The organism is Streptomyces sp. H39-S7, assembly GCF_027158205.1.
Taxonomy (GTDB): Bacteria; Actinomycetota; Actinomycetes; order Streptomycetales; family Streptomycetaceae; genus Actinacidiphila.
In genome coordinates, this window is sequence record NZ_JAPVLU010000020.1 from 30,550 (window position 1) to 46,035 (window position 15,486).

Below are 15,486 nucleotides of genomic sequence, written 5' to 3' on the forward strand. Positions count from 1 at the left end.
TCGTGCTCCGGCCCGACGTGGCCGCAGATCCCAGACCACCCGCCGACAGGGCGCCTTGAGCAGAGGGCCCAACCGCGAACTGGTAACTTCCGGTCACCGCGTCTCCGTCCTGGGCAAGGACCTGTCAGGTCACCGTGTACACCCAGGACGGCAACTGCCCTGGCACCGCAGCGGTCACCACGCTCCCGCCACTGCCGAGAACCACGGACCCGACCTCGCGCTGCGCCCCATCAGACCTAGCGATCCGCACTGCACGGCCCGACAATGTCACCCGCTGATCGAAGATCAACGTCAGGGAGGACGGCGCCGCCGCCACACTGCTGCCCACGGACGGCGTCGTAAAGAGAAGCGACGCATGCGCCGAGGCCGCTGGAGCGAACCCCACCCCCAGCATCAACACCACCGCAACGCCGGCCAGTACCACGCCCAAGCGTCGCCGCGCGTGCCCCATGCCCCACCGAGGAGCACCCACCTTGCCGTTCAGAACGTCCTCCTGCGTCGGCCCCATCACGCGAGCATCACCCGCCCAAGCTCTCCTAAGCAGCGTAGGCGCAACGGCCGCCGACGATGCCCCGGGGTAGTTGGTCGACGACAAGCCCAGAAGCGGACAGCCGCGGCCGAGGTGTGCCCTTCCCGCTCGCAGCCGTCTCCTTCGTCCAAGTGATGCGCCGCTTCGTCTTCGCCTGCTGCTACGCCCGTGCCGCGCTGCGCGCCGGCGGCGTGCGGCTGCCAGCCCTCAGGGCAATGGAGGTCGACGATCGCCGGGGGTTCGGTCACCGGCGTGCGATCACCCTGATCGTGGATTCTGGCCACCCTGCGCTGCCCCCTGACGCCAAGCCGCCACTTGCCCTAAGCTACTTAGTAGATGCACTGTAGTTTGCCGCGCCCCGCCGGAGGTCCCGATGCCCCACTTCGTCTACCCGATGCTCTTGCTGGGGTGCCCCCTCGGCATGGGCCTGGCGATGTGGTTCATGATGCGGAGCACGCTGCAGGCGACCGGCTCCGCAGAGCCCGAAGGTCTCCAGGCGGAGATCGATCGGCTGCGTGCAGAAGTACGGTTGCTGCTCGCCGTACAGCAGCAGCTGTTGTCGTTCCACGAGGAAGACCAGATGGTTGCCGTGGCGTACAGCAATCATTTCGAGGTGAAGCAGGAGGACAAGTGACGCAGTTGTGAGCCGGACTCGGCCACACTGGACCATTTCTGGCGGGCCGAGGCTCCTGCGGGAGTGCGACGTCCTCGCGGAGACGCCGGTTCTCCGCCCTCAATGCGGCCAAGACCCGCGGACGAACTTCGTGAACGGGCGATCGATTGTCGACGCCATACCCCGGTCCAGTAGCCGGTTCATGAAGCCGCAATCGTTCAACTGTTCCCGCAGCGAAGCCTCGTCCAGGCGGCAGGTCCGCATCTAGACGCGGCAGCAGGGTGACGCACAGCAGGCCGGCGCCGTCGACCACCAGGTCCGCCGCCGGGGGCGGGCGGCGCTCACTGAGGCAGGGTCTGAGTGACGCGCCACAACCGCCTCGGCAGACCGCCCTCCTCGAAGGCGTGCACCTCGTCCAGGTTCCAGCCATCGGCGAGGGCGTCGACGAGGTCGCGCGGGAAGAAGTGGACGGCGAAGCCGCCCTGCTGCCAGATGTCGTCGCCGTGCCCGACGCCCGCGCCGTAGTGGGCGTCGCCAGTGTGCCGGACGGTGTAGACGAAGGCGCCGCCAGGCCGCAGCACTCGGCAGACCTCGGCGACCAGGGCGTGGATCTCCCTTGTCGACAGGGCCATGCACAGGAGCATGTGCGCGAACACCGCGTCGACCGAGCCATCGGCGAGCGGCAGCGGCTCGCGCACGTCGTGCACCGCGGTGGTGACCCGCTTCGCCGTGCCCTGGGCGGTGGCGGTCTCGTGCAGTTGCTCCAGGCCGAGCGGGCTGAAGTCGGTGGCCAGCACGGTGAAGCCCTCGCGGGCGAAGTACAGCGCGTCGCGGCCGTGCCCGGCGCCCAGCTCCAGCACGGCGCGGGCGCCGGCGGCCCGGAAGATGTCGGCAGCGTGGACGGCCGCCTCGGACGGCTCCTTGCCGTACATGCCCGGGTGTTGGCCGTAGGTCTGCTGCCAGTGTTCGCGCTGGGCCTCGGCCAGCTCCCCCTCGTGCTCCGACATCCTGACGCCCTTCTTGCCGCCCGGCCATTGCCAGGGCTCTTATGCAGGTCAGCCTAGACCGGTAGCGAAGGTTGCTACTAAACTGATTCGTAGAATACGATGAGGGTCCGCTGTCGGCCGGCGCTCGTCCGCTCCCCGGCAGACCTCGTAGCGGCCGGCGGCCATTGTCCTGAGGAGTCACGCATGCGCACCTGGCCTGCGCGCCGCTGGGCTGTCGCCCTCGTGGTTGCCGTCGTCGCGGCGATTGTCATCGGCGTGCCGACCGGAATCATTCGCACGTCCCTGTACACGCGGATGACTCCGGTTCTGTGGTGGAACTACCCCGTGTGGCTGCTGAGTTCCGTGCTGGAGGGGCTGTTGGTAGCGACCTACGTTCGGGCGGGCGAGCCGACCGAGGCTGAGGCGCCCGCAGCTCCCACACGCCCGCGAACTGCCCGAGCGCTGAGCGCGGGCGTCCTATCGGCCTTTGCCGTGGGCTGCCCCATCTGCAACAAACTCGTCGTCCTGGCTCTCGGCGTGAGCGGGGCACTGTCCTACTTCGCACCTGTCCAGCCGGTACTGGCGGTCGCGTCGCTGGCGCTCTTGGGCCACGCGTTCGTCCGGCGCATCCGCACCGCGAACGCGTGCGCACTGCCTTCATGAGTCGGAGCTTCATGGCAGGCCAATGGAAACATGCCGTGTCCACGCGCGAGTCGGTGCTGGCTGCTGTTGGTGGGTTGGCGCTCTATGCCAGCTTCCCGCCCATTGGGATGTGGTTCCTCGCTCCGCTCGGGCCGATGCTGCTCATCCTTGCCGTACGGGGTCACCCGAAGCGGCCGGCCTTCATCGCAGGTCTCGTCTTCGGGCTGGCGTTCTTCGGCCCGCTGATCGCCTGGCTGGCCAACCTCGATCTTCTGCCGTGGCTTGCGCTCACCGCCGCCCAGTCTTTGATCTTCGCGCTGGCGGCGACGGCACTGCCAAGGCTTCTGTCCGCGAGAGCGTGGCCGCTGTACGCGGCCGCGTGGTGGGTGGAGGTGGAGGCCCTTCGCAGCCGGGCGCCGTTGGGCGGCTTTCCATGGGGCAAGGTGGCCTTCAGTCAGGCCGATGCGATTTATGCCGCGTGGGCCGCAGTCGGCGGTGCGCCGTTTCTGTCGTTCATCACCGCCCTGTTCGGCTCTCTTCTGGTCTACGGTGCGGTGACGCTGCGCACCAGGCGGCCCGCGGTGTTGGCCACGGCCTGTTGTGTCGTCATCGCGATAGCCGCCCCACCCCTCGCCCTTCCCGGCCAGAGCGGCGCCGGGAACAGCGCCGTGCTAGTGTCCTGCGCCAGTAGTTGCTCGTTAGATGCTGTGTGACTTCTACTGCTGGTGCATCGCTGCCTCGTCGGGGCCCGAAACTGGAGCCGTTACTGCTGTGCGCGGATGAGCGGGCGGCGTTGGAGCGATGGACGCGTCGGGCGACATCGGCCCAGGCCCTGGCCTTGCGCGCGCGGATCGTGCTGGCGTGCGCAGGGCCGGAGGTACCGCCGATCGTTACGGTTGCCCGGGATCTGCGGGTGAGCGCGGACACCGTTCGCAAGTGGCGGCGGCGGTTCCTCGTCGACCGGCTGGACGGTCTGGTCGATGAGCCCCGGCCGGGCCGGCCGCCCACGATCGATGTCGGTCAGGTGGAGGCGGTCGTGGTCGCGACTTTGGAGGAGATTCCGAAGAACGCCACTCACTGGTCGCGGAAGTCGATGGCGGACCACAGTGGTCTGTCGAAGTCCACGGTTGGCAGGATCTGGCGGAGGTTCCAACTCAAGCCGCACCTGACGGACACGTTCAAGTTGTCGACCGACCCGTTGTTCGTGGAGAAGGTCTACGACGTCGTCGGACTGTACTTCAACCCGCCCGAGGGCGCCGTGGTTCTCTCGGTGGACGAGAAGTCCCAGATTCAGGCGCTGGACCGGTCCCAGCCGGTGTTGCCGATAATGCCGGGCATGCCTGAGCGCCGTACTCACGACTACGTCCGCAACGGATTGACCACCTTGTTCGCCGCATTCGATGTCTCCACCGGCCAGGTCATCAGCGCCCTGCACCGCAGACATCGGGCGGCGGAGTTCAAGAAGTTCCTTATCTGCATCGACAAGGAGGTGCCCGCGCACCTGCAGGTGCACCTGATCGTGGACAACTACGGCACGCACAAAACTCCGGCGATCAGGACGTGGCTCAGCAAACACCCCCGGTTCCAGATGCACTTCACCCCGACCGGATCCTCGTGGATCAACCAGGTCGAGCGATGGTTCGGCTTCCTGGCCGACCAGATGATCCGCCGGGGCGCCCACAAGAACGTCCAAAACCTCGAAGCCGACATCCGCGCCTGGGTGAAGAACTGGAACGAGGACCCCAAGCCGTTCATCTGGACCAAGACAGCGGAAGAGATCCTCGACTCCCTCGCCCGTTTCTGCCGACGGATCTCTGGCGCAGGACACTAGCCGTGGTCCAGGGGAATGTGGAACGGGAACGCACCCTGGCCGAGCAGGCGCGCGTGCGCGGCGTGGCGCAGAACACCGCCTCGGAGACAGCACTGCTGGCAGCGGCGGTGCGCCGGGGAAAAGTGGAGCGACCCGACATCACGCTGTGGCCCGAGAATTCTCTTGATAGTGATCCGACACACGATCTCACCCTGGGGGCGCTGGTCACCGACTCCGTTCGGGTCCTCGACGGCCCGCTCCTCATAGGGGCGATCCTGGACGGCCCGGACGGCAGGTCCTACAACGCTGGTCAGCTGTGGATCCCCGGCCAGGGTCCTGTCACCTCCTATGCCAAGCGACAACTGGTCCCTTTCGGCGAGTACATTCCCGCCCGCAGCCTGCTCGGTGGCCTCGGCTCCCTGCAGTTGATCCCTCGCGATTTCGCTCCCGGCACCTCGCAGGCGCCACTGAAGGTCGGGGCGATCCGCCTGGGGGACGTCATCTGTTACGAGGTCGCCAATGACGGGCTCGTCCGTGACGCCGTGCGGGCCGGCGCGAACCTCCTCGTTGTGCAGACCAACAACGCGACGTATGAGCGTGGTCTGCAGGCAGGTCAGTCCGAGCAGCAGCTTGCGATGGCCCGGATCAGGGCCATCGAGTTCGGGCGGAGCGTCGCGCTGGCATCCACCAGCGGCGTCAGCGCCATTGTCGCCCCGGGCGGGACGGTCATCGACCGTGCGGGTACTTGGCGAAGTGCTTACCTGGTGGAGCGGGTCCCACTGGCCGACGGCCACACGCTCGCGGAGCGTCTGGGCGCGTGGCCCGAGGCTCTGCTCGCAGCCCTTGCGCTGGCGGGGCTCGTCCGCCGTCCGGGTCGCCGGCATCGCGGCGCCAGTACGCCCTCCGTGCGGGATGCTCCTTTGACACGCCTTGGCGCTGGCTGACAACCGTCCGAGCCGTGCCGCCCTGATCGACCATGGCCAACCATTTACTAATCTACTTAGCTGATACGTTTATACTCGGGGCATGCAGCTCGCTTACCTGCCCAGCCCGCCGACCGGCGTGATCCACCTGGGCCCCTTCCCCTTGAGGGCCTATGCCTTCTGCATCATCGTCGGCGTGGCGGTCGCGCTGTGGATCGGCAACCGTCGCTGGGTGGCGCGCGGCGGCAGTCGGCACACGATCGGGGACATCACTATCTGGGCCGTGCCCTTCGGCCTCGTCGGCGGACGTCTTGACCACGTGATCACCAGCCCCGACGCCTATTTCGGCCGGGGAGGGGATCCGATCCGGGCGCTGTACATCTGGCAGGGGGGTCTTGGAATCTGGGGGGCCGTGGTGCTCGGCGGCGTGGGGGCCTGGATCGGTTGCCGGCGGCTGGGCGTGTCCTTTCCTGCGTACGCCGACGCGGTGGCTCCGGGACTTGCCGTCGCCCAGGCGCTGGGCCGCTGGGGCAACTGGTTCAACCAGGAACTGTATGGAAAGCCCACTACCCTGCCGTGGGGTCTGGAGATCAGTCCGCTGCACCGGATGCCCGGAAGTCTGGACGTAGCGACCTACCACCCCACGTTTCTCTACGAGTTCTTCTGGGACCTCGGTGTGGCCCTCCTGGCCATCTGGGCCGGCCGCCGTTTCCGTCTCGGCCATGGCCGCACCTTCGCCCTGTATGCCGCTGCGTACACCGTCGGCCGGTTCTGGATCGAGTACCTGCGGATCGATGAAGCCCACCACTTCCTCGGCCTGCGCCTGAACGACTGGACATCGATCGCCGTGTTCGCCGGTGCCATCGCCTACCTCGTGATCTCGTCCCGGCTGCACCCGGGCCAAGAGGATGTGGCAGACGTCGGCGTCCGGACAGCAGCCCCCGCCGAGGAGAGGACGAGCGCATGAACGACAGGCAAGTGGCCAGCACGAGGAGCACCAAGATCAAAATCGGCAGGGTGCACACTCGGCCTATGCCGTCCCGGATCTTGGGGTGGACTCTGTTCGTCCTGAGCGTCGTGGTTCTCGTCGTGAACTGGATCGAGGAGTTCAGCAGCCTGGAGGCCCTCCCAGGAGGCCACTCGGCCTTTTACCTCGCGGGGGGCATCGTTGCAGCCGTCGTCGGACTATGGGCGGCCGGGGTAATGGATGCGAAGTAGCTGACGGCACTATCCGCCCGCCCGCACTCGAGGATCGGCGACATGCCCTCCGTCGGTGTCCCAGCTGCGCACGCGCCTGAGCGCTGGACCTGGACTGGGGGTTTGCGGCTCCGTCTCCTGATGGCTACCCCCTTGCTTGGACCGCCGGACGGCGACGTCGGTCCGCGTCCGGCGGCATGAGGAGCAGTCGCAGTTCGAGGTGCCGCGTCAGGCTGTGGCGGGCGTCTCGGCCTCTTCGGCAGCCTGCGATGCGCTCGTCGTAGGTGAGCTGCGCAGGGTGAGCAGGGAGGCGAGTGCGCCTGCGGCGGCGAGGGCCGCCGCACCGAGGAATGCGGCGGAGAATCCGTTGGTGAGAGCGGTGGGGTTGTCGAGCTGCCGGGCGCCGTGGGCAGCGGCCAGCGCGGTCATGGCGGCGAGACCGAGTGCGGAACCGACCTGGTAGCTGGTGTTGACGATGCCCGCGGCCAGGCCCCCTTCTTCTGGGCGGGCACTGGACAGGGCGGTCCCCAGGGAAGGGATGAAGGCCAGCGACATACCGACGGCCGCCAGCAGGGACGCGGGCAGGACGTCGACCCAGAAGGTGCCGTCCGCGCGGGCGAAGGACAGCCAGACCATGCCGACGGCCAGCGTGAACAGCCCAGCGACGATCAAGGGCTTGGGGCTGAAGCGGGCGATCAGTCGCGGCGCGAGGACGATCATCATGATCATGATGGCGACGGTCATGGGGAGCAGCGCGGAGCCGGAGGCGAACGCGCCCAGTCCGAGCACCTGCTGCAGGTAGAGGTTGAGGAAGAACCACATGGGGATCCAGGCGGCGGCCGTCAGCAGCTGGGCGATGTTGGCGCCGGCCAGGTTGGGGGCGCGCCAGATGGCCAGGCGCATCAGCGGCTCCTTCCGCTTGGACTGGATGGCGATGAACGCGGCGATCAATGCCACTCCCGCCAACAGGACCAGCCAGGTCCGGACCGATCCCCATCCGGTCTCCGGGGCGCGGACAACGGCGTAGACAGCGGTGGCCAGGCCGGCCGTGACCGTGACGGCGCCCGCGAGGTCGACCGAGCCGCGACGGGCAGGAGCCGCAGGCATGACGCTCGGGGTAATCGCCAGGACGATCAGAGCGATGGGGATGTTGATGTAGAACACCCAGGGCCAGCTGGCGTACTGGGTGATGACCCCACCGAGGAAGACGCCGGCGGTGCCGCCCGCCGGGGCGGCCGCGCCGTAGAGGGCGAAGGCTTTGGCCAGTTCCGCGGGGCGGGAGCCGAACAGCATCATCAGCAGGGTCAGGGCGGACGGTGCGATCAACGCGGCGCCGATCCCCTGCAGAGCGCGTCCGGACAACTCGACCCAGACCTCGCCGGCGATTCCGGCGGTCAGCGAGCCGACGGCAAGCACGATCCATCCAACGGTGAAGAGCCTCTTGGCGCCGAACAGGTCGGACAGTCGGCCGCCGAGCAGCAGCAGGCCGCCGAAAGCCACGACGTAGGCATTGAACACCCACGACAGGTTCTCCTGGGAGAACCCGAGGTCACCCTGCATTTCAGGGAGGGCCACGCCGATGATCGACGTATCCATGATCACCATGAACTGGGCCAGGGCGATCAGCGCGAGCGCCGTCCAGCGGCGCGGATGAGCGATGGGTGGGGTGGGCATGGCAGGTGCTCCTATACCGGAGGGGGGTATCTTTGAATGAGAGCAACATACCCCCCAGGGGTATTCCCGGCTAGTCCGCACGAAGAAGGAAGCTGCCGTCATGAACGGATACGTCAAGGACAAAGACGCCTACCTTTCCCGCTTGCGCCGCATCGAAGGCCAGGTCCGCGGGCTGCAGGGCATGGTCGACGAGGACGTGTACTGCATCGACGTCCTCACTCAGGTCGCCGCCACCAGCAAGGCACTGCAGGCGGTCGCTCTGGGCCTACTGACCGATCACGTGGGGCACTGCCTGGTCGAGGCGGCGAGCCGCAGCGGCGAGGAGGCCAACGCGAAAGTGGAGGAAGCCGCTGCCGCCATCGCCCGCCTGGTGCGCTCCTAGTGGCTACCCGCAGAGGAGGCGATCTCTTGAGTTTATACCCCCTGGGGGTATATTGGGGTCCTGGTCGACGGCGCCGAGCCGGCGGCCGCACCGACAAATCGGAGGTTCCCATGAGCGCGACCACGTCTACCGTCACGGCCACCTACACCGTCACCGGCATGACCTGCGGGCATTGCGTCTCCTCCGTCACCGAAGAGGTCACCAAGGTGCCCGGTGTCCGGAGCGTCCACGTCGATCTGGCCACCGCGCAGGTGACGGTGGGCGCCGACAAGCCGCTCGATGACGCTGCCGTCGCCGCAGCGGTGGAGGAGGCCGGCTACACGGTCACTTCCGTGCCGAAGGAGCGCTCCGGCAGTTGCTGCGGCACCTGCCACTGACGCACGGGTCGGGACGGGCGACCAGCCGGTTGCTCGTCCCGCCACCACAGAATCGCCCTCAGGGCAGCGGCCGGCGCCCGAACGGTCCGAACCTTCCCGGCGGTCCACCCTCCTCGCCGGTGTGTCAGCCACAACCACTACCCGCCCCCAGTAAGCGCGTCGGCCATGGCGGCGCCTCTCACTGAGAGTTCCTCTCCCACGGGCTTATCGGGCGTGCCCCGGCCCGGACGCTCACATATGACGATCAAGGAGCACTGTGATGGCTACGAGCATCGAGACTCTCCCGGCACACCAGGCGGCCAGCGTTGAGCTGGTGATCGGCGGAATGACCTGCGCCTCATGTGCCATGCGCATCGAGAAGCGGCTGAACAAACTGGACGGCGTGACCGCGACCGTCAACTACGCCACCGAGAAGGCCAAGATCAGCTTCGGTGACGGCATCGCTATCGCACCCCAGGACCTCGTCGCCCAGGTCGAAGCCGCCGGGTACACTGCCGAGCTGCCCGCTCCGCCACCCGATCCGGGGCGGGCACAGCCACCCGAGCCGGACGACGAGGACAGCGGGCGGATCAGGGGGCTGCGGGACCGGTTGCTGATCTCGGCCGTGCTGTCGGTTCCCGTCATCGCGATGGCGATGGTCCCGGCCTGGCAGTTCACCAACTGGCAGTGGATCTCCCTGGCCCTGGCCTGGCCGGTCGTCGCGTACGGTGCGTGGCCCTTTCACAAGGCGGCCTTCACCAACCTGCGGCATGGCACCTCCACCATGGACACCCTCGTCTCCATGGGCACCCTCGCAGCCTTGGGCTGGTCCCTGTACGCACTGCTGTGGGGCACCGCCGGGATGGCGGGGATGACCCACGCGTTCAGCCTCGGCATCAGCCGGACCGACGGGGCGGCGAACATCTACCTCGAAGCCGCTGCAGGGGTAACCACGTTCATCCTGGCCGGCCGCTACTTCGAAGCCCGCTCCAAGCGGCGCTCCGGCGCGGCCCTGCGCGCGTTGCTCCACCTCGGCGCCCGCGATGTCGCCGTATTGCGCGCGGGCCGGGAGGAACGCATCCCGGTGGAACAGCTCGCCGTCGGGGACCGGTTCGTCGTCCGGCCCGGCGAGAAGATCGCCACGGACGGCGAGATCGACGACGGCACCTCCGCGGTGGACACCTCCCTGCTGACCGGTGAATCCGTGCCCGTCGACGTCCGCCCCGGCGACAGCGTCGTCGGCGCGACCATCAACGTCGGCGGCCGCCTCGTCGTACGGGCAACCCGCATCGGCGCCGACACCCAACTCGCCCAGATGGCTCGCCTGGTGGAAGACGCACAGACCGGCAAGGCCGAGGTCCAGCGGCTGGCCGACCGCATCTCCGGCATCTTCGTACCCATTGTGATCACCCTGGCCATCGCCACCCTCGGCTTTTGGTGGGGCACTGGAGGAGGCGTCGCCGCCGCTTTCACCGCGGCCGTAGCCGTCCTGATCATCGCCTGCCCGTGCGCGCTGGGGCTGGCCACCCCCACAGCGCTCATGGTCGGCACCGGGCGCGGCGCGCAACTGGGCATCCTCATCAAAGGACCCGAAGTCCTCGAATCCACCCGCAAGGTCGACACGATCGTGCTGGACAAGACCGGCACTGTCACCACCGGACAGATGACCCTCCTGCACATGCACACCCTCGACGGCCAGGACGAGAACCAGGCCCTGCGCCTGGCCGGCGCTCTGGAACACGCCTCGGAGCACCCGATCGCCCACGCCATCGCCCGAGCCGCCACCGAACGCACCGGAGTCCTGCCCAGCGTCGAGGGCTTCGCCAATGTCGAGGGACTCGGAGTCCAGGGCATCGTCGACGGCCACGCGGTGCTGGTCGGCCGCACCCAGTTGCTGCGCGAGTGGGCGATGGAGCTGCCCCCCGCACTGCAGGAGGCAAAAACCGCCGCCGAAGCACAGGGTCGCACGGCCGTCGCGGTTGCCTGGGACGGAAAGGCCCGGGCCGTCCTGGTCATCGCCGACGCCGTCAAAGCCACCTCCGCGCAGGCCATCCGGCAGTTCCGCGAGCTGGGCCTGACCCCCGTCCTGCTCACCGGCGACAACGCCACCGTCGCCGCATCGGTCGCCGCTGAGGTCGGCATCGACCCCAGCCAGGTGTTCTCCGAGGTCATGCCCAAGGACAAGGTCGACGTCATCGCCCGCCTCCAGGGCGAGGGCAAGGTCGTCGCGATGGTCGGCGACGGCGTCAACGACGCCGCTGCCCTGGCCCAGGCCGACCTGGGGCTGGCCATGGGCACCGGCACCGACGTCGCCATCGAAGCCAGCGATCTCACCCTGGTCCGCGGCGACCTGCGCGCCGCAGCCGACGCCATCCGCCTGGCCCGCCGCACCCTGGCCACCATCAAGGGCAACCTGTTTTGGGCCTTCGCCTACAACGTCGCCGCCCTGCCCCTGGCCGCAGCCGGACTCCTCAACCCCATGCTCGCCGGAGCCGCCATGGCCTTCTCCTCCGTCTTCGTCATCACCAACAGCCTGCGCCTGCGCAACTTCCGCACCCTGGCATAGGGGCCGAGGGCACCGCTGCGCCGGTCGCACCCAGCACCGCAACCGCGGCGCCGGGTGCGAACCCGTTACTGCACGCGCCACCCCGGCCAGGGTGCTGGAGAAAAATCCCGGACGACGAGGTGGGGTACCGACCGTCGCCGGATACAGAAACCACGAGGACGACGCCACCGAACTCCTGCGCCGTATCGAAGGACAGGTCCGCGGCGCGCAGCGCATGGTTGACCAGGATCTGTACTAAATTGCGGCCTTGCAATCCGTGGCCCTGATCGTCCTTGACGAACGTCTCAAGCGCTGGGTCGACAACGCCATCACTGCGGGCTGTCAGAAAGCCGATGCCAGAGTCGCAGAAGCTCCCGCCGCCATCGCCAGCCTGCTCCGCTCCTGAACCGGTCAAGCACAACGATGCCGGCCGCTTCCGCCTGCGGCGTCTGGCCCCCGCCGCCGTGATCCGGACTGCCACCAGGGAGCTGCTCGTCCTGATGCGCCGCTGCCACAAAATCCGGCATACTGTCCCGTTCGTAAAATTCGGACCCATCCGCTCCTGGTGTCAGGTCCGAATATGGGGTGTGAGTAGATCCCGGCGGCCTTGGTAGAGCCTCTTCGGCCGCTATTCCTCCCTATGGCACAGGAGCCCTGCATTCCATGCGGCACCGGACTGCCGCGGGGCTCCGTTTGGAGCAAGCCATGAACAAGACTCTCCTCCCCCTGGTGGGTATAGCCGCGTTCGCCATCCCGCTGGCGCTGCCGGCGGTGGCATCGGCGCAGTCCTCCAGCGGGGGTGCGAACTATCAGGCCACCCTCGACCCGGTGGCCACGAACATGGTCGACGGATCCGGCATGGCCACCGTCACCCTGTCGGGCAACCAGGCGACCGTCTCGGTCACTGCCAACCAGCTGCTCGACGCCTCCCCGCACGCCCAGCACATCCACATCAAGGGCGCGGGCGAGTGCCCGAAGGCCGACGCGGCGCATGACCACAACGGGCACAAGGCCATCAGCACGGCCGACGGACAGCCTGCCTACGGGCCGATCGGTACGTCCCTGACCACGAAGGGCGACACCAGCCCGAACAGCGCGCTGGCCATCGACCGCTTCCCGTCCACCGGCTCCTTCCACTACACCCGCACCATGACCGTGACGCCGGATGTGGCGGCCGCCGTGCGGGCCAACAACGCGGTGATCGTCGTGCACGGCATCGACTACAACCACAACGGCAAGTACGACAGCGTGCTGGGCGCCAGCGAACTGGACCCGAAGCTTCCCCAGGAAGCCACCGCTCCCGCCATCTGCGGGGCCCTGAACTCCATGCCCACCGGGGGAGCGGGGACCGGTGACGGAGCCACCCAGGCCGCTGCCGGCGGCAACAGCTCCGATCTGATCGCCACCGGCCTGGGCGCCGCAGCGGTCGCGGCACTGGCCGGCACCCTGATCCTGCGGCGCAGGAACGCCGCAGCCCAGCGATGACCGACGGGACCGGGCCCGGCACCAGGCCCGAGCCGGACCCCGAAGCCGCCGCCCCCCGTCCGGCGGGGGGCGGCACCCGCCGCCGCACTATCATCGGACTCGCCACGGCAATGGCCCTGGCCGGAGCCGGTGCAGCGGTCGCCCTCACCGGCGTCTCCAGCGGGTCGGCACCGCCACCCCAGCCCCCAGCCGTGGCAGCACCAGCCACCGCTGCGCACCCCACCGCACCCAAGCCGCCCGGCCAACCGGCGCCGCGCCCGTCAACCGGCCACGTGCTCCCGGCATCCGTGCCGGTGTCCTTGGACATCCCCGCCATCGGCGTCCACACCACACTGCTGGCCCTGGGCCGCAACACCGACGGAACTGTCCAGGTCCCCTGGAAGCCGCTGAAAGCCGGCTGGTACAAGAACTCACCCACCCCCGGACAGCTCGGCGCCTCCGTCATCCTCGGCCACGTCGACTCCAAGGAAACCGGCCCCGCCGTGTTCTACCGGCTCGGCGCCCTCAAAGCGGGCACCCGCATCACCGTCACCCGGACCGACGGCACCGCCGCCGCCTTCATCACCAACTCGGTGCGGGCCTTCCCCAAGGACGATTTCCCCACCCTGGACGTCTACTCCACCACCGCCGACCAGCCCCAACTCCGCCTCATCACCTGCGGCAACTGGGATCCCAAAACCCGCACCTACCTCGGCAACATCGTCGCCTTCGCCACCCTCGCCGACACCGTCAGGTAGGACGGGCAGGACCATGATGGGCCTCCATCTCCCGCCGAACGCACGACCCACCAGGGCGCGGGGGCTGGTCCCGTCAGGGATCACTCCACCGGGCGTTTCTGCGCAGCGCCACCGGCCGCCTTGTACCGACGAACAGCCAATGCGGCCAGCAGCCCAACCTTGATCACCACCAATGCGGCCACGGCGCCCACCGCCGCGAGGGGCCACCGGGACGATGCCACCAGCCATCCGAACAGACCCAGGTGCACCCCGGCCGCGACCACGGCTACTGCCGCTACAGCTGCCCAGCGTCGTCGTCCGCGCCAGTTCCGGTGCGACTCCCATTCGGCGCGGGGGCTCGGCTTCGCTGGGTCCTGGCCCGAGTGCTGCTGGTCTTCTGCCTGCCGACTGTGTTGCCAGCTGACGGTGAGCGGCTGGCGGCGGCTGTATCGACCCAGGTGCGCGGTGACGACGTCCATCGCCCGTTGCAGCGAGTCGCTGTCCTGCGCCTGTGTCTGGATCACGAGCGTGGCGGAGGTGGCCTGCAGGCTGCACAGGGCCCACCCGAAATCGACCTCGCCGCGGGTCTCCGACCACTGCACCTGCATCAGGGCGGCCTCCGCCTCGGTGACCGGCCGGCTGCCGCCCGCGTGAAGGCGAGGCCGATGACGCAGGGCGCTGCCCCTGTTGCTGAAGTGCTTGCACAACTGCACCAGGTAACGACTCGCCCGGTCTGTGCGGATCTCAGCTTCGGCGGAATACATGGCAAGCACCTCGGCGGGTTGAGGGAAGGCTGACCCCACCCACATTTATCGATACACACTGTCTCTGTCAATACGAAGTGTCACTTCCTGAACGCCTTGTAGGCTGGAGGGATGCCGAAGCTGTGGACCGAGACCATGGACGCTCACCGCGCCGCGGTACGCACTGCGATTCTGGATGCCGCCGCCGGCCTGGTCTCCGAACGCGGCCTGGCGTCGGTGAACATGTCCCAGATCGCCGCCCAGGCCGACATCGGCCGTGCCACGCTGTACAAGTACTTCCCGGACGTCGGGGCGGTCCTGCTCGCCTGGCACGAACAGCAGATCCGCGCCCACCTGGACCACCTCGCCGCCGTCCGCGACCACCACCACGAGCCGCAGGCGCGGCTCGAAGCCGTGCTGCACGCCTACGCGGCCCTGCTCCACGAACGGCACCACGGCGAACTCGCGGCCCTCGCGCACAGCGGAGACGTCTCAACCCTGCACCGAAGCGAGCACCTAGGCCACGCCCAGCAGCACCTGACGGGCCTTATCGCCGACCTCATCGCCCAGGCCGCACAGGCCGGCGACCTCCGCGACGACGTCGCCCCCCAGGAGTTGGCACAGTACTGTTTGCACGCCCTTGGCGCCGCGGCCGATCTTCCATCCAAAGCAGCCGCCGTGCGACTTGCCGACGTCACCCTCGCCGGCCTGCGCAACCCGCACTGAGTGCTCTCGCCCGAAGGGACGTTTCGTTCAAGCGGTCCGTTCGCGCGTGGGGCGTCGATCCATCCGCCGGGACGGGTAGCCGTCTCCAGTCCTCGTTCGCCAGCGAGGGCCTGTTGCTCTCGCAGCGCAGCAAGGCAACCCCATGATTCCGTTGCGATC

General features: G+C 68.3%; 17 protein-coding genes. 13 read left to right on the top strand and 4 right to left on the bottom strand.

All coding sequences use genetic code 11. The annotated features are described in order from the left end of the window. Window positions 1–124: 124 nt before the first annotated feature. Window positions 125–508: a copper resistance CopC family protein gene (locus O3X23_RS20510; RefSeq protein WP_269272902.1), complete on the bottom strand. Its 384-nt coding sequence runs from the start codon at window positions 506–508 to the stop codon at window positions 125–127. A 394-nt stretch (window positions 509–902) separates the two neighbouring features. Between O3X23_RS20510 and O3X23_RS20515 the strand changes: the two genes are divergently transcribed. Further along, the gene (locus tag O3X23_RS20515) at window positions 903–1,163 is read left to right on the top strand and encodes a hypothetical protein (RefSeq protein WP_269272903.1); all 261 of its coding nucleotides are present in this window, start codon (window positions 903–905) and stop codon (window positions 1,161–1,163) included. 320 nt (window positions 1,164–1,483) lie between these two features. Here the strand turns inward: O3X23_RS20515 and O3X23_RS20520 are convergent, their stop codons facing one another. Beyond that, on the bottom strand, window positions 1,484–2,149 hold the full coding sequence (locus O3X23_RS20520) for a class I SAM-dependent methyltransferase (protein ID WP_269272904.1): 666 nt from the start codon (window positions 2,147–2,149) through the stop codon (window positions 1,484–1,486). Window positions 2,150–2,332: 183 nt separating this feature from the next. Here O3X23_RS20520 and O3X23_RS20525 point away from each other — a divergent pair, with 183 nt between their 5' ends. The 6 genes from O3X23_RS20525 (at window position 2,333) to O3X23_RS20550 (ending at window position 6,721) form a co-directional block, all read left to right on the top strand. Beyond that, window positions 2,333–2,791: a hypothetical protein gene (locus tag O3X23_RS20525; RefSeq protein ID WP_269272905.1), complete on the top strand. Its 459-nt coding sequence runs from the start codon at window positions 2,333–2,335 to the stop codon at window positions 2,789–2,791. Window positions 2,792–2,826: 35 nt separating this feature from the next. Next, window positions 2,827–3,483: a hypothetical protein gene (locus O3X23_RS20530; RefSeq protein WP_269272906.1), complete on the top strand. Its 657-nt coding sequence runs from the start codon at window positions 2,827–2,829 to the stop codon at window positions 3,481–3,483. Between the two features lie 20 nt (window positions 3,484–3,503). Continuing rightward, window positions 3,504–4,601, top strand: coding sequence for an IS630 family transposase (locus tag O3X23_RS20535; RefSeq protein ID WP_269273005.1), 1,098 nt, complete (start codon window positions 3,504–3,506; stop codon window positions 4,599–4,601). A 2-nt stretch (window positions 4,602–4,603) separates the two neighbouring features. Then, complete coding sequence (lnt, locus tag O3X23_RS20540) at window positions 4,604–5,524, top strand: apolipoprotein N-acyltransferase (protein ID WP_269272907.1); 921 nt, start codon at window positions 4,604–4,606, stop codon at window positions 5,522–5,524. Between the two features lie 82 nt (window positions 5,525–5,606). Then, window positions 5,607–6,470, top strand: a complete 864-nt coding sequence (gene lgt / locus O3X23_RS20545) for a prolipoprotein diacylglyceryl transferase (protein WP_269272908.1) — start codon at window positions 5,607–5,609, stop codon at window positions 6,468–6,470. Beyond that, window positions 6,467–6,721 carry a hypothetical protein gene (locus tag O3X23_RS20550; RefSeq protein ID WP_269272909.1) on the top strand — a complete coding sequence of 85 codons (255 nt, stop codon included), beginning with the start codon at window positions 6,467–6,469 and terminating at the stop codon, window positions 6,719–6,721. The genes lgt and O3X23_RS20550 overlap by 4 nt, the downstream gene beginning before the upstream one ends. 207 nt (window positions 6,722–6,928) lie before the next feature. Here the strand turns inward: O3X23_RS20550 and O3X23_RS20555 are convergent, their stop codons facing one another. After that, window positions 6,929–8,374, bottom strand: coding sequence for an MFS transporter (locus tag O3X23_RS20555; RefSeq protein ID WP_269272910.1), 1,446 nt, complete (start codon window positions 8,372–8,374; stop codon window positions 6,929–6,931). 100 nt (window positions 8,375–8,474) lie between these two features. On the opposite strand from O3X23_RS20555, the gene O3X23_RS20560 reads away from it, so the two are divergent. The 5 genes from O3X23_RS20560 to O3X23_RS20580 all read left to right on the top strand — a co-directional run bounded on the left by O3X23_RS20560 (window position 8,475) and on the right by O3X23_RS20580 (window position 13,879). Next, entirely contained in the window at window positions 8,475–8,756 is a 282-nt protein-coding gene (locus tag O3X23_RS20560; RefSeq protein WP_269272911.1) for a metal-sensitive transcriptional regulator, read from the top strand. Window positions 8,757–8,866: 110 nt separating this feature from the next. After that, window positions 8,867–9,133 (top strand): heavy-metal-associated domain-containing protein, encoded by a 267-nt coding sequence (locus O3X23_RS20565; protein WP_269272912.1) that lies wholly within the window; start codon window positions 8,867–8,869, stop codon window positions 9,131–9,133. Between the two features lie 259 nt (window positions 9,134–9,392). Further along, window positions 9,393–11,678, top strand: a complete 2,286-nt coding sequence (locus O3X23_RS20570) for a heavy metal translocating P-type ATPase (RefSeq protein ID WP_269272913.1) — start codon at window positions 9,393–9,395, stop codon at window positions 11,676–11,678. A gap of 684 nt (window positions 11,679–12,362) precedes the next feature. Further along, complete coding sequence (locus O3X23_RS20575) at window positions 12,363–13,142, top strand: hypothetical protein (RefSeq protein ID WP_198359516.1); 780 nt, start codon at window positions 12,363–12,365, stop codon at window positions 13,140–13,142. Continuing rightward, window positions 13,139–13,879, top strand: coding sequence for a class F sortase (locus O3X23_RS20580; RefSeq protein ID WP_269272914.1), 741 nt, complete (start codon window positions 13,139–13,141; stop codon window positions 13,877–13,879). Before O3X23_RS20575 ends, O3X23_RS20580 begins: the two co-directional genes overlap by 4 nt. 80 nt (window positions 13,880–13,959) lie before the next feature. Here O3X23_RS20580 and O3X23_RS20585 read toward each other — a convergent pair whose 3' ends face one another. Further along, complete coding sequence (locus O3X23_RS20585; RefSeq protein WP_269272915.1) at window positions 13,960–14,622, bottom strand: DUF2218 domain-containing protein; 663 nt, start codon at window positions 14,620–14,622, stop codon at window positions 13,960–13,962. Between the two features lie 111 nt (window positions 14,623–14,733). Between O3X23_RS20585 and O3X23_RS20590 the strand changes: the two genes are divergently transcribed. Then, a complete protein-coding gene (locus O3X23_RS20590) occupies window positions 14,734–15,327 on the top strand; it encodes a TetR/AcrR family transcriptional regulator (protein WP_269272916.1) in 594 nt (197 codons plus the stop codon). Window positions 15,328–15,486: the final 159 nt, after the last annotated feature.

Bases quoted from the DNA above. Each gene is read 5' to 3' on its own strand.
- O3X23_RS20510 (WP_269272902.1), bottom strand. From the start codon at position 508: ATGGGGCCGACGCAGGAGGACGTTCTGAACGGCAAGGTGGGTGCTCCT.
- O3X23_RS20515 (WP_269272903.1), top strand. From the start codon at position 903: ATGCCCCACTTCGTCTACCCGATGCTCTTGCTGGGGTGCCCCCTCGGC.
- O3X23_RS20520 (WP_269272904.1), bottom strand. From the start codon at position 2,149: ATGTCGGAGCACGAGGGGGAGCTGGCCGAGGCCCAGCGCGAACACTGG.
- O3X23_RS20525 (WP_269272905.1), top strand. From the start codon at position 2,333: ATGCGCACCTGGCCTGCGCGCCGCTGGGCTGTCGCCCTCGTGGTTGCC.
- lgt (WP_269272908.1), top strand. From the start codon at position 5,607: ATGCAGCTCGCTTACCTGCCCAGCCCGCCGACCGGCGTGATCCACCTG.
- O3X23_RS20550 (WP_269272909.1), top strand. From the start codon at position 6,467: ATGAACGACAGGCAAGTGGCCAGCACGAGGAGCACCAAGATCAAAATC.
- O3X23_RS20555 (WP_269272910.1), bottom strand. From the start codon at position 8,374: ATGCCCACCCCACCCATCGCTCATCCGCGCCGCTGGACGGCGCTCGCG.
- O3X23_RS20560 (WP_269272911.1), top strand. From the start codon at position 8,475: ATGAACGGATACGTCAAGGACAAAGACGCCTACCTTTCCCGCTTGCGC.
- O3X23_RS20565 (WP_269272912.1), top strand. From the start codon at position 8,867: ATGAGCGCGACCACGTCTACCGTCACGGCCACCTACACCGTCACCGGC.
- O3X23_RS20570 (WP_269272913.1), top strand. From the start codon at position 9,393: ATGGCTACGAGCATCGAGACTCTCCCGGCACACCAGGCGGCCAGCGTT.
- O3X23_RS20575 (WP_198359516.1), top strand. From the start codon at position 12,363: ATGAACAAGACTCTCCTCCCCCTGGTGGGTATAGCCGCGTTCGCCATC.
- O3X23_RS20580 (WP_269272914.1), top strand. From the start codon at position 13,139: ATGACCGACGGGACCGGGCCCGGCACCAGGCCCGAGCCGGACCCCGAA.
- O3X23_RS20585 (WP_269272915.1), bottom strand. From the start codon at position 14,622: ATGTATTCCGCCGAAGCTGAGATCCGCACAGACCGGGCGAGTCGTTAC.
- O3X23_RS20590 (WP_269272916.1), top strand. From the start codon at position 14,734: ATGCCGAAGCTGTGGACCGAGACCATGGACGCTCACCGCGCCGCGGTA.